The following is a 22,137-nucleotide window of genomic DNA, read 5'->3' as shown; positions in this document are numbered from 1 at the left end:
AGCGGCGACGGCTACCCGTCGCCTCTGCCCGCCCGTCATTGGGCCGGCAGCAAAGACCCCACTCCGGATGGCGGAGTGATGGTCACGCCGGACATCCACTGCCCGGCAAAAGTCAGGATGAAGTTCTTCGACCAGTCGGCGACCATCAGGAAATGCGGCATCAGCACCGATTGCTGCCACCACGGATCCTGTTGCACCGGTGCAAGGCTCAGCAGGCCGACCAGAAGAACCACCAGCAGCACGCCTCGGGCGCCACCGAACACCATGCCGAGCACTCGGTCGGTGCCGGACATGCCGGTCACCCGCACCAGCTCGCTGATGAGGAAATTGACGAGTGCGCCGAGCAGCAGCGTGACGACGAAAAGAAGAGCGCAAGCGGCGATGACGCGCCCCGAGGGCAGCTGAATGTAGGGTGCGAGATGCTCGGCCAGCGCGCCGCCGAACATCCAGGCGACCGCACCGGCTACGATCCAGGTGACCAGCGACAGGGCTTCCTTGACGAAACCACGGCTCAAGCTGATCAGGCTGGAAATGACGATGATGCCGATCATCGTCCAATCGACCCAGGTAAATGCCACGTTGCGGCCCAGAAACGGAAAGGCCCCGCATTTTAGCAGAGGCCTTCGATTTAGAAGAGCCCCAGTTTGCCATGGGGCTGATTGAGTGAAGCTAACGAACCAGCTCAGCCACGTTCAGGCTGGAAGCGCACCACGAAGCCGTTGAGCTTCTGCTGCTTGCCCAACTGATCGCGCAGGCGGTCCGCCTCGGCGCGTTCGACCACCGGGCCGACGAACACCCGGTTCATGCCGTCGAAGCTGCGCACGTAGGCGTTGTAACCCTGGCTGCGCAGGGACTTCTGCAATTCATCGGCGCGGGCGCGATTGGACAGGCTGGCCAGCTGTACCGACCAGCTCACCGGCAGATTGTTGCTGTCCAGGCGCTGCGCTGGCTGCTGCGCCGGTGCGGCCGCAGCGGCAGCCTGAGGCGCTGGCTGAGCAGGTTTGGGTGCGACGGGCTGCGGGGCCGGAGCCTTGGGTTGTGGCGCTTGCGCCTGCTGGGTCGGCAGGCTGGCGATAGGCGCGGCAGGCGCCTGCGCCGGCGCAGCTTCGGCCGGTGGCACGGCATTCTCCGCATCCTCGGCCTGCGGCTCGGGAACCTCGGTGGGCTGCACTTCGACCGTGGGCATGGCCGGCGGCTTGGGCATCACGGGCGCCTCGACGACCACCTGGCGCACATCGTCCTCGCGGGAGAACAGCATCGGCAGGAAGATGACCGCCAGCGCCAGCAGCACCAGCGCTCCGACTACCCGCTGCTTGAGCCCCTTATCGAGCAACGCCATGCACAACTCCCCTTAGGTGTACTTGATTGAGCAGCTTATTGAGCAGCCTTGGCGAGCCACTCCAGGGCATCCGCCACGCTGTAGAACGATCCGAACACCAGAATCTCGTCATCGGTGCCCGCTGCATCGCACTGCGCTACCAGCGCCGCGGCAATGTCGCCATGGCAACTGACCTGCGCCCCGCGCGCCTGAAGCGCGGCTTCCAGTTCCTCGACAGGACGACTGCGGCCGGTGGGCAGTGGTGCAACGGCCCAATCCTGCACCAAGCCGAGCAGCGGTTCCAGTACGCCGTCGAGATCCTTGTCCGCCAACAGGCCGAATACCGCATGGCGCACGCCTTGGGGCGGCGCTGCACGCAGACGGCTGGCCAGGTATTGCGATGCGTGCGGATTATGCCCGACGTCGAGCAGCAAGTGGCGCTCTTCGCCGTGCCATTGCACGGTGCGGCGATCCAGGCGCCCGGTAACACGAGTGCGCAGCAGCGCGGCGACCAGTTGCTCGGACTGCCACGGCAGGTTCAGCAGGGCGTAGACCTGCAAGGCCAGTGCAGCGTTCTCCATTGGCAGGTCAAGCAGCGGCAGATTGTGCAGAGACAACGCCTCGCCCGATGCGGAGCGACCACGCCAGTGCCAGTCGCCCTCGCCCATCGCCAGGTCGAAATCGCGGCCGCGCAGGACCAGCGGCGAACCCAGTTGGCGAGCCTGCTCCAGGATCGGTGCCGGCGGCTCCAGGTCGCCACACACGGCGGGCTTGCCGGCGCGGAAGATGCCGGCTTTCTCGAAGGCCACGCTTTCGCGGGTGTCGCCCAGCCAGTCGGCATGATCGATGCCGATACTGGTGACCACGGCGACATCGGAGTCGATCAGGTTGACCGCATCCAGGCGTCCACCCAGGCCGACCTCCAGCACCACGGCATCGAGGTTGGCGCGTTCGAACAACCAGAAGGCCGCGAGGGTGCCCATCTCGAAGTAGGTCAGGGAGATATCGCCACGCGCCGCCTCGACGGCGGCGAAAGCCTCGCAGAGCGCCTCATCGCTGGCCTCAAGACCATCGATGAGCACGCGCTCGTTGTAGCGCAGCAGGTGCGGGGAGCTATAGACCCCAACGCGCAGGCCCTGCTCGCCGAGCATCGCCGCGAGGAAGGCGCAGGTGGAACCCTTGCCGTTGGTACCGGTGACGGTCACCACGCGGGGCGCGGGACGCCCCAGGCCAAGCCGGCCGGCTACTTCACGGGAGCGATCCAGCCCCATGTCGATTGCCGTGGGGTGGAGTTGTTCGAGGTAGCTGAGCCAGTCGGCAAGGGTGCGTTGGGTCATCCTGCGAGCGCGGTACTTGGAGTGTGGGTGAACTTGGCGAGCACCTTGGCCAGGCGCGGACGCAGCTCGGCACGGTGAACGATCATGTCGATGGCGCCGTGCTCCAGCAGGAACTCGCTGCGCTGGAAGCCTTCGGGCAGCTTCTCGCGGACGGTCTGCTCGATCACCCGCGGGCCGGCGAAGCCGATCAGCGCGCGCGGCTCGCCGACGATCACGTCGCCGAGCATCGCCAGGCTGGCGGAAACGCCGCCGTAGACCGGGTCGGTCAGCACGGAGATGAACGGAATGCCTTCTTCGCGCAGGCGAGCCAGTGCAGCGGAGGTCTTGGCCATCTGCATCAGCGAGATCAGGGCCTCCTGCATGCGCGCACCGCCCGAGGCCGAGAAGCAGATCATCGGGCAACGGTTTTCCAGGGCGTAGTTGGCAGCGCGCACGAAGCGCTCGCCGACGATGGAGCCCATGGAGCCGCCCATGAAGGAGAACTCGAAGGCGCTGACCACGACCGGCATGCCCATCAGCTTGCCACTCATGGAGATCAGCGCGTCCTTCTCGCCGGTGTCTTTCTGCGCAGCGGTCAGGCGATCCTTGTACTTCTTGCTGTCACGGAACTTCAGACGATCGACCGGCTCCAGCTCTGCGCCCAGCTCCTCGCGACCTTCCTCATCGAGGAAGATATCGATGCGCGCGCGGGCGCCGATGCGCATGTGGTGATCGCACTTGGGGCAGACGTCGAGGGTCTTTTCCAGCTCCGGACGGTACAGTACCGCCTCGCAGGACGGGCACTTGTGCCACAGGCCTTCCGGGACCGAGCTCTTCTTCGCCTCGGAACGCATGATGGAAGGGATCAGCTTGTCTACCAGCCAGTTGCTCATGCTCTCGTCTCCAGTGCAGGGACGCGGCGCGATGGGTTGCGCGTGCCCCTGAGCAAATTCATCGTCGCGGTTCCGAGCTCAAGGCTGGAACCCCTCGCAAACAAAGGCGCCGCCCGAGGGCGTCGCCATGAATACACCACTGGGTCGCCGGCGACAGCCACCGACGAGTCCCAAACGCTGCCGTGCAGCGATTGGGTAGTGGACGGCGGCAGGCCGCTCGTCGTCACATGAAGATTCCGCGTCACGCCACCGAACGACACTGGGCGATGAAGTCGCGGATCTTCTGCGCATCCTTGATGCCTTTGCTTGCCTCCACCCCGCCGCTCACGTCCACGGCATAGGGGCGCACCTGGGCGATCGCCTCGGCCACATTGGCGACCGTCAGGCCGCCGGCCAGGATCAACGGACGCTGTACGTCCTGCGGCACCAGTGACCAGTCGAAGGCCAGCCCGGTTCCGCCAGGGACGCCCTCCACATAGGTATCGAGGAGGAAACCGCTGGCCTGCGGATAGTTCGCGATCTGCGCCGCCACGTCGTCGCCCGGTTTCACGCGCAAGGCCTTGAGGTAACGCTTGTGCCAGCCCGCGCAGGCCTCCGGCGTTTCGTCGCCATGGAACTGCAGGACGTCCAGCGGCACCGCATCGAGGATTTCCCCCAGCTCGCAGCGACTGGCATCGACGAACAGGCCGACGGTACTGACGAAGGGCGGCAACGCCGCAACGATTGCCCGCGCCTGCTGGATGCTCACTGCCCGCGGACTCCTGGCGTAGAACACCAGGCCGATGGCGTCAGCGCCCGCTTCGGCGGCCGCCAGGGCATCCTCGACTCGGGTAATACCGCAGATTTTGATGCGAACGGCAGACAAGATGCAGCAACCTTCAGGCAAGTGATCGATCGATGGTAGCAAATGACCCTGGCAACGTCAGCCAACGACATCCGGCAAACTTGAAAGGAAATGTGGCCCCAGGTAGCGCTCGGGCAACACGAACTCCTCCGGGTATTCCACGCGCACCAGGTACAGCCCGTAAGGGTGCGCGGTGACACCCCCGGCACGGCGATCTCGCGCCTCCAGTACTTCGGCTGCCCACTCCACCGGCCGCTCACCGGCGCCGATGGTCATCAGCACACCGGCGAAGTTGCGCACCATGTGGTGCAGGAAAGCGTTGGCGCGAATATCCAGCACGATGAAGCGGCCGTGCTCGATCACCTCGAGGTGATGCACGGTTTTCACCGGCGACTTGGCCTGGCACTGTACGGCGCGGAACGAGGTGAAATCATGGGCGCCGACCAGTGCCCGGGCCGCTTCGCGCATGCGCGAAGCGGCCAGCGGACGGTGGTTCCAGGTGACCTCCTCGGCCATGTGGGCCGGGCGGATCTGGTCGTTGTAGATTACATAGCGGTAGCGCCGTGCCATGGCGCTGAAGCGCGCATGGAAATGTGCCGGCATCACCTTGGCCCAGGTCACGCTGATATCGTTGGGCAGGTTGGCATTGGTGCCCATGACCCAGGCGATGAGCGAGCGCTCGGCGGTGGTATCGAAATGCACCACCTGCCCGCTCGCGTGCACCAGCGCGTCAGTGCGCCCCGCACACATCAACGAAACGGGGTGATCAGCCACCCGGGACAGGGCCTTTTCCAGCGCCCCCTGCACGGTTGGCACACCATTCTCCTGGCGCTGCCAGCCGCGATAACGCGAGCCTTTGAATTCGACGCCCAGGGCAATCCTGGAAACGCCAACGGCGGCCGAATCGGCCGCCGCTGAGAGTACTGCTTCAATCATCTATATGGAGCCTTCCGGCTCAGGCGATACGCCCGAGCAGTTCACGCGCTTCCTGCTGCTGGTTGTCGTTACCCTCGGTGAGTACTTCGTCGAGGATGTCGCGGGCGCCTTCAGTGTCGCCCATGTCGATGTAGGCACGCGCCAGGTCGAGCTTGGTAGCCGCTTCGTCAGCGCCGGAGAGGAAGTCGAAATCGTCCTCGTCGTCGGCAGCCTCGCCCGGCAGGTCCAGGTCGCCAGCGGCGAAGCTGTCTTCAACCGGCGGTGCGACTGGCGCTTTGGGTTCGTCGTTCTGCGCGGAGAGGCGATCCAGTTCGGCGCTCACTTCGTCCAGTTGCGCAGCGAAGCTGTCATCGGCCTTGGCCGGCAGCGGCTGGTCATCCGCCAGGGACAGGTCGAAGTCATCCGGCAGGTTATCGACCTGAGGTGCCTTGCTGTCGATATCCAGGCTGAACTCCTCGGGGCTCACGCCGGACAACGAGGCAGTGTCATCGTCCAGGCTCAGCAGGAAGTCATCTTCCGCCGAAGCCAGGGTGGAATGCGCGTCCTTCTCCAGGTCGTTATCCAGGTCCAGGGAGAAATCGCTCAGATCGTCGACCAGCGATGGAGCCTCGACCTTGGCAGCCGGCTCTTCCGGCAGGTCCAGGTCGAAGGCGAAGTCATCCTCGACCTTGTTCGCGCTCGGCGCCTCGGCCGGCGAGTTGCCCAGGCTCAGGCTGTCGTCCAGATCGAAGCTGCCGAAGGACAGCTCATCGCTCGTCTGTGCGGCCGGGGTGGCCGGCTTGTCTTCGCCCAGGTCGAGGTCATCGAGCGCCAGGTCGAAGGCATCGTCCAGATCGCCGTGGGGCTGAGCAGCAGGCTCTGCAGCGGCGCTGGGGGTATCGATGGCGAAGTCGTCCAGGCTGAAGCCGTCGAGGTCATGCTCATCATCGGCAGCCGCCGCGGCAGCAGCCAGCCCGCCACCTACGGCAGCGAGGGTGACCATGCCCGGGTAGCGGGATTTCAGTTGCTCGACCTGCGGTTCGGCGCCGCCGATTTCGCGCAGCTCGTTTTCCTGGCGGGCGAAACCTTCGCGGTCACCGATCTCGGCATAGACCTCCATCAGCTTCAGACGCAGGTCAGCACGTTGCGGCTCGTCGTAGATGGCGCCCTGGAGCAGTTCGGCGGCCTGGTTGAAGCGGCCGTAGGCAATGTAGATATCCGCTTCGCCGAGCGCGTCGCTGGTCTGCGCGGCGACACGCTCGGGCGCAGCTTGCGCCGGGGCGGCGACTTCGGCGGCCTGCGGTACGTCCAGGGTGTCGAGTTCGCTGCCGGCGAGGGCCAGGTCATCGTCCAGGTGCTGCTCGTCGTCACCGGCGTAGGCAGCAAGGCTTTCCTGCTCCTTGGCGGCGCGACGGCGGGAAATGATCATCAGCAGGACCAGCAGCGCCAGCAGCGCGCTGCCGGCGATGGCGCCCAGCCAGATCGGGTTGGCCAGGATCTCGTCGATGAAGCTGGTCTCGGCCTGCTCGACCGGCGCCGCGACGGGAGCGGGAGCAGGTTGCGGCTTCTGCGCCTCAGGCGCGGGGGCCGGCGCAGCAGGAGCCGGGGCCGGCGCCGGAGCCGGTTGTGCTTCGGCAGCCGGGGCTGGCGGCGTGCCCGCATCCCCGCCCGGGGTCGGTGCAGCCGGTTGTTCTGCTACCGCAGGAGCCGGCGGAGTAGCCGGTTGGGCGGCCGAATCGGCACCCGGCACCGGAGCAGGCACGGCAGCCGCGCCATTGGCGGCGGACTTGTCGCTGCCCAGTTCGTTCTGCAGCTTCGCCAGCTGCGCATCCTTCAGCGCGATGAGTTTCTGCAGCTTGTCCATCTGGCTCTGCAGATCGGTCATGCGGCTGGTCAGCTCGTCGTTCTCGCGACGGGTGCTGTCGAGACTTTCCTTGGTGACGGCCAGCTTGTCAGCGACGGCCTGACCGTCCTTGCTGCCCTTGTCGCCACCCTTGGCCTTGCCGTTTTCGCCGGAAAGCAGACGCAGGCTGTCCTTGCTATCAGCCTGGGCCGGGGCGTTACCGGCATTGGCGCGCGGAGTGGCGTCCAGCTGGCGAGCGCCGCCAGTGGGCAAGCTGCGGCCTTCACGCCAGGCGGTGTATTGCTGGTTGACCTCGGTGACCGCTGCCGGCTGGGTGCGCGCCTTGATCTGCTCCGCATCGGGCAGGCGCAGTACCTGGCCACTCTTCAGGCGGTTGATGTTGCCGCCAAGGAAGGCATCGGGGTTGAGGTCCTGGATCGCCAGCATGGTCTGCTGCACGGAAACGCTGCCATCCGGGCGCGCACGCGCGGCGATTTCCCAGAGGGTGTCGTTCTTGCCGGTACGGTACTCGTTGCCTTCCAGGCGACGAGACGGCGCAGGCGCCGCAGCGGGGCGCGGCGCGGCAGCGGCCGACGGGCGCGGTGCTGCCGTGGCGGCCGGACGCACCACCGGAGCCGGCGCCGCCATCGGCGCGCGCGGCACCGCGGCAGCGGTCTGCGGGGAGTACAGCGGCGGGTCCAGCAGCACGGTGTATTCACGCAGCAACCGGCCATTGGGCCAGAGCACTTCCACGAGGAAGTTGAGGTAGGGTTCCTGCACCGGCCGGTCGGAGGTCACGCGAATGACGCTCTTGCCGTTCGGCTTGACGATGGGAGTGAATTTCAGCCCGGTCAGGAAGTACTGACGGTCGACGCCGGCCTTGCTGAAGTCTTCCGGCGAAGCCAGCTTCGGGATTACCTCGGCCGAGGACAGGTCACGAACTTCGACCAGTTCGATCTCGGCGTCCAGCGGCTGGTTCAGTGCCGAACGCAGGTGGATGTCTCCCAACCCCAGCGCATGCGCCATGCCCGAGGTCAGTGCCGAAGCAGCTGCGATTGCCTGCACCAGTTTACGAAGCCGGACCATATATTAATCCCTTGTTTTAATAGCTTTTTTCTGGATTAGAACGACGTCTATCGGGCGCCGCTGCCCACTACACCCTCCGTTTTCACGGTGGTGCTCTCCCCTGTCAGCGACGTTCCCGGCCAGTATTGCCAAGCTAGAATACTTCTTCAAATATTCGGTAAGTATCTTTTACAGATAGTGTTTTATCAACAATTCGCCCAAGTTCACAGCATTTAGGGCTGCGCCTTTTCTCACATTATCTGACGCAATCCACAAATTCAGTTCGCACGAATCTGTCAGACCGGTCCGTAGGCGACCGACGTAGACACTATCCTCCCCCTGTGCATCGCCGATGACAGTCGGGTAGTCGTCTTCCACCACCTCGATGCCTTCGGCTGCCTCCAGCGCGGCACTGACGGCGGACAGCGAGATCGGTGCCGCAGCCTTGATGGACAGCATCAGGGCATCACCGAAGAACACCGGTGCCAGGCTGCAGGCCACGCTCAGGCCGCCCTTCAGTTCAGGGAACAGTACCGAGAGCTCTGCCGCGATGCGCCGCTCGACCGCGGAATAACCCTGCGCATCGACAGCGCCCAATTGCGCCAGCATGTTGAAGGCGAACTGGCGATCCAGCAGGCGCGGCTCCAGCGGGCGGGCATTGAGCAGCTCGGCAGTCTGCCGCGCCAGTTCCTGCACACCCTCGCGCCCCAGGGCGGAAGCGGACAGGCAGGCGGCCACATTCACCTGGCGAAGCTCCAGCACGCCACGCAGCGCGGCAAGCACTTCGGCAACCTCGGCGGCCGGTGCCGCCGGAGCGGCAATCAGCGCGGGAAGCGACAGGGTTTCGACGGCATCGCCGTTCACGCAGGCCTGGGCCAGCAGTGCAGCGGTGTTGTTCAGCGAGGCACCACTGAGATCGATCACGCTGCAGCCGGCCGCGCCGGCACGGGCAGCACAGTCGGCGGCGGCTTCGGCGCCCACGGAGAGGAAGGCCAGGCGCACCTTGGCGAAGTCGAACTCATCGAGTTTGGCGACCCGGATGTTGCGCCCACGGAAGGCTATCGACTTGCCGGCGGATTCACCGCTGGCCAGCAGATACAGATTGGCGACGGGGAAGTCGCGCTCTTCCAGCAGTTCGACCAAAGCCTCGCCAACGAGTCCTGTGGCGCCAACTACGGCAATGTCGAGTGTTTCAGGCATCGGGGTCTCACAATCGGTGGGAAAAGTAGCGCAGCACTTTACTGCCCCCACCGGCGGCGAAGCAATCGAGGGCCCCGCCGCCTATCGCCGCAGCTCAGGGGTGCGGCGCGCCATCCGCCGCCTGGGCGGTCAGCGGTGCGGATGCCTGGGCGACTTCCGCCGCAGCCTGGGGGTTGCCCGCAGGTGAAGCGACCTGGGCCTTGGCGCGATCCTGCTCGGCCAGACGCGCGATCAGCCCGGCGATCTGCGAGTCCTTCAGCTCGATCAGCTTGTTCAGCTTCTGGGTCTGGCTTTCCAGGTCGGAAATCCGGCTGCGCAGCTCCTCGCCCTCGCGGCGCGCACTGTCCAGACCCTCCTGGGCCACAGCAAGCTGCTCGGCGTCGACCTTGCCCTTGTCCTTGCCTGGCTGGCCGGAGACCAGGCGCAGGTTGTCGCGCTCTTCCGCCTTTGCCGGCGCACTCCCCGCCTCGGCCTTGTGCGTGGCGTCGAGTTGCCGCCCCAGCTGGGCCGTTTCCGGATTGCGCTTGGCCTTCCACTGCGAATTCTGGGTTTCCACATGCGCCACTGCCTGGGCATGGGTCTGCTCACGAACCTGCTGTTCGCTGGGCAGACGCAGCACCTGGCCGACCTTGATGCGGTTGATGTTGCCGTCGACGAAGGCATCCGGATTCATCCGCTGGATCGCCGCCATGGTCTGCATGACCGAAACACTGGTGGACGGGCGATTGCGCGAGGCGATGTCCCACAGCGCGTCATTGCGCTGGATCCGATAGCTGTCCGCAGCCGGCGCGCTGGCCACCGACGGTGCCAGCGGCTGCGCTTGCGCTGCGCGCACCGCGGCAATCGGCGCAATGGCCGGCGGCACCACCGGGCTGGCCGCATAGGTCGGCGGGTCCAGCAACAGGGTGAATTCGCGCACCAGACGCCCCTGCGGCCAGACAACCTGCAGGACGAAATTCACGTAGGGCTCGCGAATCGGCTTGGACGAGCTGACATGAATGACGCCACGGCCATTCCCGCCAAGGTCGGGCGTGAACTTCAGCCCGCTGGTGACCACATTGCGATCCACCCCCAGGCGCTCGAAGTCTTCTGCCGAGGCGAGGCTGACCACGACTTCCTCGGAGCTCAGGTCTGCCGTACCACGCAGGTCGATACTGGCCGAAAGGGTCTGCCCCAGCGCCGCGCGCGAGGAAATGTCGCCCAGTTCCAGTGCGCCCGCCATGCCCGGCATGAAGGCTGCCGCCACCGCCGTCGCCAACCACAATCTGTGTAACCGAGCCATTTTCTCCCCCGCTGCTTGCTTGCCGTCGGCCGGCACGAAAAGGCGCGCCGAAACCTGTCCCCATGGACGGGCTGCGAGGATAGCGACTGGTTCCCGGTGGCTTTTCCGGGTGCGTCACAGAAACTGGCGCCAAAGGACCGGCAGCCAGACGGACTGGCGTTTTTGTGCGGCGGTTCACCTACACAACCGGAACTTCTCGTGCTCCAGAAAGCACAACGCCGGCACTGGGCCGGCGTTGCGAGGTCACGCGGGGTGGATCAGCGCTCCAGCAGGATACGCAGCATGCGGCGCAGCGGCTCGGCAGCGCCCCACAGCAGCTGGTCGCCGACGGTGAAGGCGCCGATGTACTGCGAGCCCATGTTGAGCTTGCGCAGACGGCCGACCGGAACGCTCAGGGTGCCGGTAACGGCCGCCGGAGTCAGTTCGCGCATGCTGATTTCACGCTGGTTGGGGATCAGCTTGACCCACGGGTTGTGCTGGCTGATCAGGCCTTCGATGTCGGCCATCGGCACATCCTTGTTCAGCTTGATGGTCAGCGCCTGGCTGTGGCAACGCATGGCGCCGATGCGCACGCAGATGCCGTCGACCGGGATCGGGTTCTTGAAGCGACCGAGGATCTTGTTGGTCTCGGCCTGGCCCTTCCACTCTTCGCGGCTCTGGCCGTTGGGCAGTTCCTTGTCGATCCACGGGATCAGGCTGCCGGCCAGCGGCGCACCGAAGTTCTCGGTGGGCATGGCGTCGCTGCGAATGGCCTCGGCGACCTTGCGGTCGATGTCGAGGATGGCGCTGGACGGGTTGGCCAGGTCATCGGCGACGGAGGCGTTGATGGCGCCCATCTGCTTGATCAGCTCGCGCATGTTCTGCGCGCCGGCGCCCGAGGCCGCCTGATAGGTCATGGCGCTCATCCACTCGACCAGGCCAGCCTCGAACAGGCCACCCAGGGCCATCAGCATCAGACTGACGGTGCAGTTGCCGCCGATGTAGTTCTTGGTGCCGGCATCCAGCGAGTTGTCGATGACCTTGCGGTTGACCGGGTCGAGAACGATGACCGCGTCATCCTGCATGCGCAGGCTGGAAGCAGCGTCGATCCAGTAACCCTGCCAGCCGGCTTCGCGCAGCTTGGGGAAGACTTCGCTGGTGTAGTCGCCGCCCTGGCAGGTCAGGATGACGTCGAGGGTTTTCAGTTCCTCGATGCTGTAGGCGTCTTTCAGGGGGGCAATGTCCTTGCCAATGGACGGACCTTCGCCACCCACATTGGAGGTGGTGAAGAACACCGGCTCGATCAGGTCGAAGTCCCGCTCTTCCAGCATCCGCTGCATGAGCACCGAACCCACCATGCCACGCCAACCGATCAGACCTACACGCTTCATCGCTACTACACCTTCAAATATTTAGAGGGCCGTCGTTCCCGCCTTCCTACAAAAGTGCGGGAACGAGCGAGCCGAACAGATTACAGATTCCGCAGAGCCGCGACTACCGCATCGCCCATTTCGCGGGTACCGACCCTGGTGCAGCCTTCGGACCAGATATCCCCGGTACGCAGAGCCTGGTCGAGCACCAGGCTCACGGCCTTCTCGATGGCGTCGGCGGCAGCACCTTCATTGAAGGTGTAGCGCAGCATCATCGACACCGAGAGGATGGTCGCCAGCGGGTTGGCGATGCCCTTGCCGGCGATGTCCGGCGCGGAACCATGGCAAGGCTCGTACATGCCCTTGTTGTTCGAGTCCAGCGAGGCGGAAGGCAGCATGCCGATGGAGCCGGTGAGCATGGAAGCCTCATCCGATAGGATGTCGCCGAACATGTTGTCAGTGACCATCACGTCGAACTGCTTGGGCGCGCGGACCAGCTGCATGGCGGCGTTGTCGACGTACATGTGCGACAGCTCGATATCCGGGTAGTCCTTGGCGACTTCCTCAACCACTTCGCGCCACAGCTGGCTGGAAGCCAGGACGTTGGCCTTGTCCACCGAGCAGAGCTTCTTGCCACGCACGCGGGCCATGTCGAAGCCGACGCGGGCGATGCGGCGGATTTCGCTTTCGCTGTACGGCAGGGTGTCGTACGCCCGGCGCTCGCCATTCTCCAGCACGCGCTGCTCGCGCGGTTGGCCGAAGTAGATGCCGCCGGTCAGCTCGCGGACGATGAGGATGTCCAGGCCGGCGACCACTTCGGGCTTCAGGCTGGAGGCATCGGCCAGTTGCGGGTAGAGGATGGCCGGGCGCAGGTTGCCGAACAGGCCCAGTTGCGAACGGATCTTCAGCAGGCCGCGCTCGGGGCGGATGTCACGCTCGATCTTGTCCCACTTCGGGCCGCCCACGGCGCCCAGCAGCACAGCGTCGGAGTTGCGCGCGCGCTCCAGGGTCTCGTCGGCCAGCGGTACGCCGTGTTTGTCGATGGCGGCACCACCGATCACATCTTCGGTCAGCTCGAAGCCCAGGGCGAACTTGTCGTTGGCCAGCTCCAGCACCTTGACCGCTTCGGCCATGATTTCCGGGCCGATACCGTCGCCGGGAAGAACCAGAATCTGTTTGCTCATGAAATGTTTTCCTTCGGAAAAAGCTGCGGGCCGCAGGCTTCAGGCCACAGGCTTTTTCTTACTGCCTGTAGCCTGCCGCCTGCAGCCGTTATTTGATTGCCCAGAGCACCAGCACGTCGGTGCTGAAAGAACCCTCGGCGTCGATCTCGAAATACTCGCGCACCTCGTCGCCCATCGAAAGCTGCAGGGCACGAATGGCCTGGCGCATCACTTCGGGCGTACGCATGCGCTCGACCCAGGAGGTGAACTCCAGGCGCAGGCGCTGGCGCTTGGCAGCGGTCACCGCAAGCCCAGCCTCGCCCACTAAGCGCGCCCACTCCGACGGCGAGTAGTCACGCACGTGGCTGGTGTCGCGCAGGACCTCGACAGTCTGCAGATAGGTGTCCGGCAGAGGCAAGCCGGGCGCTGCGACATCGATGAAGCAGGCCACGCCACCCGGCTTGAGCACCCGGCGCACTTCGCGCAGCGCCTGGCCAACATCCCGCCAGTGGTGCGCGGAATAGCGGCTGAAGACGAAGTCGAACTCGCCCTCTTCGAACGGCAACTGCTCGGCGGCGCCACAACGCGTGGCGATGTTGCCCAGGCCGCGCTCGGCGGCGGCCGAAGCCACCACGTCGAGCATCTGCTGGGACAGGTCGTAAGCCACCACTTCGCCAGCCAGCGGCGCGACGTTGAAGCTCACGTGCCCTGCCCCGCACCCCAGGTCCAGCACGCGCGCACCGGTAGTCGCCGACAGTCGCTCGCGCAGCTGGGCGAATTCCTCGCCCTGGGCGTGTACGGCACTGGTCAGGTAAGCGCTGGCCTGGGCGCCGAACTGGCGCTGGACCACTTGCTCGTGACGACTCTCGGTCATGACTGTCTCCTTGGCTTGCGGCTGCTGCGGCGCCATCAGGCGTCGCGGAACAACCAGGGCTGCTGCTGTTTATAACCACCTTCGAAACTGCGGATGGCGTCGGCGTCCTGCAGGGTCAGGCCGATGTCGTCCAGGCCGTTGAGCAGGCAGTGCTTGCGGAACGCGTCCACCTCGAAGCTGTACTGCTTGCCGTCCGGACGGGTCACGGTCTGCGCGGCGAGGTCGACGGTCAGCTGGTAACCCTCGGTGGCTTCGCACTGGGCGAACAGCTCGTCCACTTCTTCGTCCTTCAGGATGATCGGCAGCAGGCCGTTCTTGAAGCTGTTGTTGAAGAAGATGTCGGCGAAGCTCGGCGCGATCACGGTGCGGAAGCCGTACTCGTCCAGCGCCCACGGCGCGTGCTCGCGGGAGGAGCCGCAACCGAAGTTCTCACGGGCCAGCAGCACGCTGGCGCCCTGGAAGCGCGGGAAGTTGAGGACAAAGTCCTTGTTCACCGGACGCTTGGAGTTGTCCTGGTTCGGCTGGCCGACGTCCAGGTAGCGCCACTCGTCGAACAAATTCGGGCCGAAGCCGGTGCGCTTGATCGACTTGAGGAATTGCTTGGGAATGATCTGGTCGGTGTCGACGTTGGCGCGGTCGAGCGGCGCGACGAGACCGGTGTGCTGGGTGAATGCTTTCATCTCTGGTCTCCTCAGGCCTGCATCAATTCACGTACGTCGATGAAACGACCGGTCACCGCAGCCGCGGCGGCCATCGCCGGACTCACCAGGTGGGTACGACCACCGGCGCCCTGGCGGCCTTCGAAGTTGCGGTTGGAGGTGGAAGCGCAGTGCTCGCCGCTCTCCAGGCGGTCCGGGTTCATCGCCAGGCACATGGAGCAGCCCGGTTCACGCCACTCGAAGCCGGCTTCGATGAAAATCTTGTCCAGGCCTTCCTGTTCGGCCTGGGCTTTCACCAGTCCCGAGCCCGGTACGACCAGCGCCTGCTTCACGGTAGCGGCGACCTTGCGGCCCTTGGCCACGGCGGCGGCGGCGCGCAGGTCTTCGATGCGCGAGTTGGTGCAGGAACCGATGAACACGCGGTCCAGCTGGATATCGGTGATCGCCTGGTTGGCGTTCAGGCCCATGTACTTGAGGGCGCGGGTGATGGAATCGCGCTTGACCGCATCCGCCTCGGCAGCCGGGTCCGGCACGTTCTGGTCGACGGCCAGGACCATCTCGGGCGAAGTGCCCCAGCTGACCTGCGGCTTGATGTCCTCGGCACGCAGCTCGACGATGGTGTCGAAGTGCGCATCGGCGTCGGAAACCAGGTCGCGCCAGGCTTCGACGGCCTTGTCCCAGTCGCTGCCTTGCGGCGAGAACGGACGACCCTTCACGTATTCGACGGTCTTCTCGTCGCACGCCACCATGCCGACGCGGGCGCCTGCCTCGATGGACATGTTGCAGATGGTCATGCGGCCTTCCATGGACAGGTCGCGGATGGCGCTGCCGGCGAACTCCAGGGCATGGCCGTTGCCGCCCGCGGTGCCGATCTTGCCGATCACTGCGAGGACAATGTCCTTGGCGGTCACGCCGAAGGGCAGTTTGCCTTCCACGCGAACCTGCATGTTCTTCATCTTCTTGGCGACCAGGCACTGGGTGGCGAGCACGTGCTCCACTTCGGAGGTGCCGATGCCATGGGCCAGCGCGCCGAAGGCGCCGTGGGTCGAGGTGTGCGAGTCGCCGCAGACCACGGTCATGCCCGGCAGGGTCGCGCCCTGCTCCGGACCGACCACGTGGACGATGCCCTGGCGAATGTCGTTCATCTTGAATTCGAGGATGCCGAAGTCATCGCAGTTCTCGTCCAGGGTCTGGACCTGGATGCGCGACACTTCGTCGGCAATGGCCGCGAGGCCGCCCTTGCGCTCGACCTGGGTGGTCGGCACGTTGTGGTCCGGGGTGGCGATGTTGGCATCGATGCGCCACGGCTTGCGGCCGGCCAGGCGCAGGCCTTCGAAAGCCTGCGGCGAGGTCACTTCGTGAAGGATGTGACGGTCGATGTAGATGAGCGACGAACCATCGTCACGGCGCTTCACCTCGTGCATTTCCCAGAGTTTGTCGTAGAGCGTCTTGCCGGCCATCAGAGAGTCCTCATCAGCGTCTTTCTATGCCCCTTGGGCTTGTGGGGATGATCCTATGGAAAGGTACCGAATAACTCAAATTCATATTTTTCATCCGAAGGATTCCCATAAGGAATGCGACAAGTTATAAGCTTCAAGCTGCAGGCAAAAACGCTCCGCCCGCTGTTGCCTGCAGCCTGACGCCTGACGCCTGACGCCTGGAGCCGCCCCGATGGACCTGACCAGCCTCAACACCTTCCTCGCCATCGCCGAGTCCGGCAGCTTCTCCGAAGCCGGCGAGCGCCTGCACCTGACCCAGCCGGCGGTGAGCAAACGCATCGCCGCCCTGGAAAACCAGCTGGGCGTGCGCTTGTTCGACCGGGTTGGCCGCGAAGTAACGCTCACCGAGTCCGGTCGCGCCCTGCTGCCGCGCGCCTACCAGATTCTCAGCGTGCTGGACGATACCCGTCGGGCACTGACCAACCTCAATGGCGAGGTGAGCGGTCGTCTGGTCCTGGCCACCAGCCACCACATCGGCCTGCACCGCCTGCCGCCGTTGCTGCGCGCTTTCACCAAGGCCCACCCGCAGGTGGCACTGGACATCCAGTTCTGTGACTCGGAAGTGGCCTACGAAGAGATTCTCCATGGCCGCGCCGAACTGGCCGTGATCACCCTCGCCCCGGAAACCGCCGAACCCGTGCGCGCCGTGCCGGTATGGGACGACCCGCTGGACTTCGTCGCCGCCCCGGAGCACCCGCTGTCCGTGCAGGGCCCGGTGTTCCTCGCCGATGTGGCGCGGCACCCGGCGGTATTCCCCGGCGGCAACACCTTCACCCACCACATCGTGCGGCGCATGTTCGAAGCCGAAGGCCTGACGCCGAACATCGGCATGAGCACCAACTACATGGAGACCATCAAGATGATGGTTTCCATCGGCCTGGCCTGGAGCGTCCTGCCGCGCACCATGCTCGATGACAGCGTCGTCCGCCTGCCGCTGCAGGACATCCAGCTCAGTCGCCAACTGGGCTACATCCTGCACACCGAGCGCACCCTATCCAACGCCGCGCGGGCCTTCATGCGCCTGCTCGACGCCCAGGCGGCCGGGCTTGCGCCTGTCGCGGCCTAACCTCTATTGTTCTGACAGAACTAGAAGAAGGGGCCCGAATGCCCGTCCGCACGCCACCTCGCGTTAGCCGGCCTCGATTGACCGGCGCCGCCAGCCATCGGGGAAGCGCCGCATGAACCGCGCCCCGCGTACGCCCCCGTTCGCCACCGACGGCCAGGACCAGTTCGCCAAGGCCTTTCATACCGCGCCTGACGCCATGGTCATCACCGACCGCGACAGCGGTAAATTCCTCGAATTGAATGCCAGCTTCGTCGACCGCTTCGGCTGGAGTCGCGAGGAAGCGCTTGGTCGCACGTCCGTGCAGCTTGGCCTGTGGCGCAGCCTCGACGAGCGCCAGCGCATGCTCGAGCGGATGGCCGCCGAACAGCAGCTCGACGGCTTCGAAGTCACCTTGCTGACGCGCACCGGGGAGATCCGCAGTGCCCGCGTCTACGGCTGCCAGATCGAACTGGACGAGCAGCCCTGCCTGGTCCTGACGGTACGCGACATCACCCACGTGCGCGCCCAGGAACAGGCCCTGCGCGACAGCCAGGAGCGCCTCGACCTGGCCCTGGATTCCGCTCAACTGGGCATCTGGGACTGGCACATTCCCAGCGGCCTGCTCTACGGCTCGGCCCGCGCTGCCGTCCTGCACGAATTGCCTGATCGGGATTTCCACGGGCCCTTCGGCGAATTCTTCGCCTGCGTCGACAAGACCGACCGCCAGCGCATGCGCCAGGCCTACGCACGGCTGGCCCGCGGGCCGGAGAATGACTACCAGTTCACCTACCGTGCCCAGCTCGACTCGGGCGAAGTCCGCTACCTGGAAAGCCGCGCACGCCTGTACCGCAATGCCCACGGCAAGCCGTTGCGCATGGCTGGCACCCTGCTCGACATCACCGAGCGCGTACTGCGCGAGCGCAGCCTGCAGGCCTCGGAGGAAAAGTTCGCCAGCCTGTTCCAGGGCAGCCCGGACCCGATCTGCGTGTCCAGGGTGCGCGACGGCGAATTCGTCGAAGTGAACCCCAGTTTCTGCAGCACCTTCGGCTGGCTCGCCGAGGACATCATCGGCCGCTCATCCCACCAGGTCGCCTTCTGGGCCGACCACCACCAGCGCTCGCGACTGTTCGAGCAACTGATGCGCGACCACTCGCTGCAGAACGTCGAGGTGCAGTTCCTCACCCGCGAGGGCCAGACCATCACCTGCATGGTCGCCAGCCGGCTGATCTGGGTCGACCGCCAGTTGTGCATTCTCTCCAGCTTCCGCGACGTCACCCGGCGCCTGCAGGCCGAGGCGGCGCTCAAGGCCAGCCAGGAAAAGTTCGCCAAGGCGTTCCACTCCAGCCCTGACGCCATCACCATCACCGAACGCGAGACGGGCCGCTACATCGAGGTCAACGAAGGCTTCCACCGCCTCACCGGTTACCGCACCGACGAAGTGATCGGGCAGACCGCCCTGGGCATCAACATCTGGGCCGACCCGGACGAGCGCCTGAACATGATCGCCGCGCTGAACCGCGACGGCTTCGTCCACCACCTGGAAATGCGCGGCCGCCACCGCGACGGCACGATCAAGACGGTGGACGTGTCGGTGGAGCCGATCGAGCTGGGCGGCGTGAACTGCCTGCTGCTGACCGCCCGCGACACCAGCGAACTGCGCGAGGCCGAGGCGCGCATTCAGCACCTCGCCTACCACGACGCCCTGACCGACCTGCCCAACCGCGCCCTGCTGATGGACCGCCTCAAGCAGCAGATCGCCCTGCTGCAACGCCACAGCCTGCGCGGCGCGCTGCTGTTCCTCGACCTCGACCACTTCAAGCACATCAATGACTCGCTCGGCCACTCGGTCGGCGATTCCATCCTGCAGATGGTCACCGCGCGCCTGGAAGCCAGCGTGCGCCAGGAAGACACCGTGGCGCGCCTGGGCGGCGACGAGTTCGTGGTGCTGATCACCGGTATCGAGGGCAGCCGCCTGGAGACCGCGCAGCAAGTGCGGCAACTGGCGGAAAAGCTGCGCGACCTGCTGGCCGAGCCGATGCTGCTGGACGGCCACCGCCTGCAGATCACCCCGAGTATCGGTATCGCGCTGATCCCCGATGACGGCGCGACCCCCGACGACCTGCTCAAGCGCGCCGACATTGCCATGTACCGTGCCAAGGACGCCGGGCGCAACACCGTGCAGCTGTTCCACGAATCCATGCAGCAGGCCGCCAGCGAGCGCCTGCGCCTGGAGAACGGCCTGCGCATGGCCCTCGCCCGGCGTGAGTTCAACCTGCACTACCAGGCGCAGGTGGACACCCGCGATTCGCGCATCGTCGGTGCCGAGGCGTTGCTGCGCTGGCGCCACCCGACTCGCGGCCCGCAATCGCCGGCCAGCTTCATCCGCGTCCTGGAAGACAGCGGACTGATCGTCGAGGTCGGCCAGTGGGTCATCGAGGAGGCCTGCCGCACCGGCGCGCAACTGCTCGCCGAGGGCCGCATCGACATCGAGAATTTCAGCCTGAGCGTGAACATCAGCCCGAGGCAGTTCCGCCAAAGCGACTTCGTCGAGCGCCTGCTGGCGCTGCTGCACAAGACCAGACTGCCAGCCAGCCTGCTGAAACTGGAGATCACCGAGGGCATCGTGATCCAGCAACTGGACGACACCATCGCGCGCATGGAGCGCCTGCGCGAGGTCGGCGTGCGGTTCGCCATGGACGACTTCGGCACCGGCTATTCATCGCTCACGTACCTCAAGCGCCTGCCGGTGGACAGCCTGAAGATCGACCAGAGCTTCGTGCGCGACGCCCCCAACGACAGCAACGACGCGGAAATCGTCCGCGCCATCATCGCCATGGGCCACAGCCTCGGCCTGGAACTGGTGGCCGAAGGCGTGGAAACCCCCGAACAGCTGGCGCTGCTGACCGAACAGGGCTGCCACCTGTACCAGGGCTACCTGTTCAGCCGCCCGGTGCCGCTGGAGGACTTCATCGCCCTGCTGCCCCGGCGCGACTCACAACAGGCGACCTGAGGCCCGCTACTCGGCGGGCCGCAACTCCGACATCACCACCATCACCTGGGCCTCGTCGGCTTCACCGTCGTTGAGGTAGAGGTGGCCGACGCTGCTGTCGAAGTACGCCGTCTCACGCGGGCCGATGCTTACCGACTCGCCCGTCTCGAACTGGATGCGCACGCGGCCGGTCACCACCATGGCGAACTCCTGGCCGGGGTGGCGGACGTAATCATCGAACTCGCCCACTTCGCGGGCAAAGATGCGCGCGTACAGCGGCGTCATGCTGCGCTGCGGGAAATCACCGGCGATGGGGTAGTACTCGTAGCCCCCGGTGTCGTAACCGGCAGCGTCATCGACACGGGTCTTCACGAACGTCTTCAGTCCCGCCAGCGCTCCGACGGGCGGCAATGGGCGGAACAACTGGGCGATATCCACCTGCAAGGCGCGGGCGGCGGCGGCCAGCTTGTCATAGCTCACCGCGACCTGCGCCAACTCCATCTTCGACAGAGTGGAAACCGCCACCCCAGACAGGTCGGAGAGCTGTTTCAGGGTCAGCTTCTGTTGCTTGCGAACCGCCCGCAGGCGCGCACCGACTTCGTCTCGATCCAGTTGCTGGGGTTTGGCTAGTATCTGCGCGGTTTCGCTCATGGGACATCTCGTGAGGGGGCCGACGAAAGTTTACCGGGCCTTGCCTTTGGCGCAAAAATTCTCATATCTTAGATTTCTCACATAAGAGAATACCGGCAGAAGGCCCTTGCAGTGAGCCATTTCGATTTCGTCATCATCGGTGCCGGCATTGCCGGTGCTTCTCTCGCCTACCGCCTGAGCGAGACCCACAAGGTGTTGGTGGTGGAGCGCGAAGAGCAGCCCGGCTATCACGCCACCGGGCGCTCCGCGGCAATGTTCATGGAGGCCTACGGCACGCCGCAGATCCAGGCGCTGACCCGCGCCAGTCGCGCCTTCTACGAGAATCCACCGGCAGGTTTCAGCGAGCACCCGATCCTCACCCCGCGCGGCTGCCTGTACGTCGGCGGCCCCGAGGACATCGAGCGGCTGAACCAGGCCGAAGCCACGCCCGGTGTCGAGCGCATCAGTACCGAACAGGCGCTGGAGCTCCTCCCGGTGCTGCGCGCCGACGCGATCATCGGCGCGCTCTACGAGGCAGATGCGCGCGATCTCGACGTCCATGCATTGCACCAGGGCTACCTGCGCGCGCTGCGCCAGCGTGGCGGCGAGTTGCGCTGCAACCGCGAGTTGCTCTCCGCCCGATACGCGAATGATGGCGGCTGGACGCTGCAACTCAGCCATGGCGAAGTCATACAGGCCGCGCAACTGGTCAATGCCGCCGGCGCCTGGGCCGACCATGTGGCCGAGCGCTGCGGCATCCGCCCCGTCGGCCTGCAACCCTGCCGGCGCACCGCCTTTACCTTCGCCGTGCCGGAAGGTGTCGATGTCAGTCGCTGGCCGACCGTCATCGGCATCGATGAAAGCTTCTACTTCAAGCCGGACGCCGGCCAACTGCTCGGCTCGCCCGCCAATGCCGATCCGGTGCAGGCCCAGGACGTGCAGCCCGAAGAGCTGGATATCGCCATCGGCGTGCACCACATCGAAGAGCACACCACCCTGGCGATCCGCCGGCCGAACCACAGCTGGGCCGGCCTGCGCTCATTCGTCAGTGATGGCGACCTGGTGATCGGCAGCGATGCCCGGAACCCGGCGTTCTTCTGGCTGGCCGCCCAGGGCGGCTACGGCATCCAGTCCGCCGACGGCGTCTCGCGCCTGGCCCAGTCGCTGCTGCTCGGCCAGCCGCTCCCCGAATCCCTGCGCCTGGAAGGCGTCGACCCCCAGCGCCTGAGCCCGGCGCGCCTGCGTTGAATTCC

At 65.6% G+C, this 22,137-nt stretch carries 18 protein-coding genes; 3 read left to right on the top strand and 15 right to left on the bottom strand.

Features of this window, described 5'->3' with window-relative positions; all coding sequences use genetic code 11:
• Window positions 1-35: 35 nt before the first annotated feature.
• From L6D89_RS01760 to leuC, 14 genes are all read right to left on the bottom strand, one after another.
• Window positions 36-578: a CvpA family protein gene (locus tag L6D89_RS01760; protein ID WP_138525869.1), complete on the bottom strand. Its 543-nt coding sequence runs from the start codon at window positions 576-578 to the stop codon at window positions 36-38.
• A 104-nt stretch (window positions 579-682) separates the two neighbouring features.
• Window positions 683-1,339 carry an SPOR domain-containing protein gene (locus L6D89_RS01755; protein ID WP_236198558.1) on the bottom strand — a complete coding sequence of 219 codons (657 nt, stop codon included), beginning with the start codon at window positions 1,337-1,339 and terminating at the stop codon, window positions 683-685.
• Window positions 1,340-1,374: 35 nt separating this feature from the next.
• Window positions 1,375-2,655 (bottom strand): bifunctional tetrahydrofolate synthase/dihydrofolate synthase, encoded by a 1,281-nt coding sequence (gene folC, locus L6D89_RS01750; RefSeq protein ID WP_236198557.1) that lies wholly within the window; start codon window positions 2,653-2,655, stop codon window positions 1,375-1,377.
• The gene (gene accD, locus L6D89_RS01745; RefSeq protein ID WP_038803623.1) at window positions 2,652-3,527 is read right to left on the bottom strand and encodes an acetyl-CoA carboxylase, carboxyltransferase subunit beta; all 876 of its coding nucleotides are present in this window, start codon (window positions 3,525-3,527) and stop codon (window positions 2,652-2,654) included. The genes folC and accD overlap by 4 nt, the downstream gene beginning before the upstream one ends.
• 241 nt (window positions 3,528-3,768) lie before the next feature.
• On the bottom strand, window positions 3,769-4,392 hold the full coding sequence (locus tag L6D89_RS01740; RefSeq protein ID WP_236198556.1) for a phosphoribosylanthranilate isomerase: 624 nt from the start codon (window positions 4,390-4,392) through the stop codon (window positions 3,769-3,771).
• A gap of 57 nt (window positions 4,393-4,449) precedes the next feature.
• Window positions 4,450-5,307: a tRNA pseudouridine(38-40) synthase TruA gene (gene truA / locus L6D89_RS01735; protein WP_236198555.1), complete on the bottom strand. Its 858-nt coding sequence runs from the start codon at window positions 5,305-5,307 to the stop codon at window positions 4,450-4,452.
• Window positions 5,308-5,326: 19 nt separating this feature from the next.
• Window positions 5,327-8,215: a motility hub landmark protein FimV gene (locus L6D89_RS01730; protein ID WP_236198554.1), complete on the bottom strand. Its 2,889-nt coding sequence runs from the start codon at window positions 8,213-8,215 to the stop codon at window positions 5,327-5,329.
• A 168-nt stretch (window positions 8,216-8,383) separates the two neighbouring features.
• Window positions 8,384-9,394 (bottom strand): aspartate-semialdehyde dehydrogenase, encoded by a 1,011-nt coding sequence (locus L6D89_RS01725; protein ID WP_236198553.1) that lies wholly within the window; start codon window positions 9,392-9,394, stop codon window positions 8,384-8,386.
• A gap of 94 nt (window positions 9,395-9,488) precedes the next feature.
• The gene (locus L6D89_RS01720) at window positions 9,489-10,676 is read right to left on the bottom strand and encodes a type IV pilus assembly protein FimV (protein ID WP_236198552.1); all 1,188 of its coding nucleotides are present in this window, start codon (window positions 10,674-10,676) and stop codon (window positions 9,489-9,491) included.
• 257 nt (window positions 10,677-10,933) lie between these two features.
• Window positions 10,934-12,046 carry an aspartate-semialdehyde dehydrogenase gene (gene asd, locus L6D89_RS01715; RefSeq protein ID WP_236170979.1) on the bottom strand — a complete coding sequence of 371 codons (1,113 nt, stop codon included), beginning with the start codon at window positions 12,044-12,046 and terminating at the stop codon, window positions 10,934-10,936.
• Window positions 12,047-12,126: 80 nt separating this feature from the next.
• A complete protein-coding gene (gene leuB, locus L6D89_RS01710; protein ID WP_236198551.1) occupies window positions 12,127-13,209 on the bottom strand; it encodes a 3-isopropylmalate dehydrogenase in 1,083 nt (360 codons plus the stop codon).
• A gap of 88 nt (window positions 13,210-13,297) precedes the next feature.
• Window positions 13,298-14,062 (bottom strand): class I SAM-dependent methyltransferase, encoded by a 765-nt coding sequence (locus tag L6D89_RS01705; RefSeq protein ID WP_236198550.1) that lies wholly within the window; start codon window positions 14,060-14,062, stop codon window positions 13,298-13,300.
• 35 nt (window positions 14,063-14,097) lie between these two features.
• A complete protein-coding gene (gene leuD, locus L6D89_RS01700) occupies window positions 14,098-14,742 on the bottom strand; it encodes a 3-isopropylmalate dehydratase small subunit (protein WP_054909166.1) in 645 nt (214 codons plus the stop codon).
• 11 nt (window positions 14,743-14,753) lie between these two features.
• The gene (gene leuC / locus L6D89_RS01695; protein ID WP_236198549.1) at window positions 14,754-16,181 is read right to left on the bottom strand and encodes a 3-isopropylmalate dehydratase large subunit; all 1,428 of its coding nucleotides are present in this window, start codon (window positions 16,179-16,181) and stop codon (window positions 14,754-14,756) included.
• Between the two features lie 211 nt (window positions 16,182-16,392).
• On the opposite strand from leuC, the gene L6D89_RS01690 reads away from it, so the two are divergent.
• Both L6D89_RS01690 and L6D89_RS01685 read left to right on the top strand, forming a co-directional pair.
• Window positions 16,393-17,286, top strand: coding sequence for a LysR family transcriptional regulator (locus L6D89_RS01690; RefSeq protein WP_017520368.1), 894 nt, complete (start codon window positions 16,393-16,395; stop codon window positions 17,284-17,286).
• A 112-nt stretch (window positions 17,287-17,398) separates the two neighbouring features.
• On the top strand, window positions 17,399-20,275 hold the full coding sequence (locus L6D89_RS01685) for a sensor domain-containing protein (RefSeq protein ID WP_236198548.1): 2,877 nt from the start codon (window positions 17,399-17,401) through the stop codon (window positions 20,273-20,275).
• 6 nt (window positions 20,276-20,281) lie between these two features.
• Here L6D89_RS01685 and L6D89_RS01680 read toward each other — a convergent pair whose 3' ends face one another.
• Entirely contained in the window at window positions 20,282-20,905 is a 624-nt protein-coding gene (locus L6D89_RS01680) for a helix-turn-helix domain-containing protein (protein ID WP_236198547.1), read from the bottom strand.
• 111 nt (window positions 20,906-21,016) lie between these two features.
• Between L6D89_RS01680 and L6D89_RS01675 the strand changes: the two genes are divergently transcribed.
• Window positions 21,017-22,132, top strand: a complete 1,116-nt coding sequence (locus L6D89_RS01675) for an NAD(P)/FAD-dependent oxidoreductase (protein ID WP_236198546.1) — start codon at window positions 21,017-21,019, stop codon at window positions 22,130-22,132.
• Window positions 22,133-22,137 lie beyond the last annotated feature (5 nt).

This window comes from Pseudomonas pseudonitroreducens (assembly GCF_021603645.1).
Lineage (GTDB): Bacteria > Pseudomonadota > Gammaproteobacteria > Pseudomonadales > Pseudomonadaceae > Pseudomonas > Pseudomonas pseudonitroreducens.
This window is presented reverse-complemented; position numbering and strand designations above follow the sequence as displayed.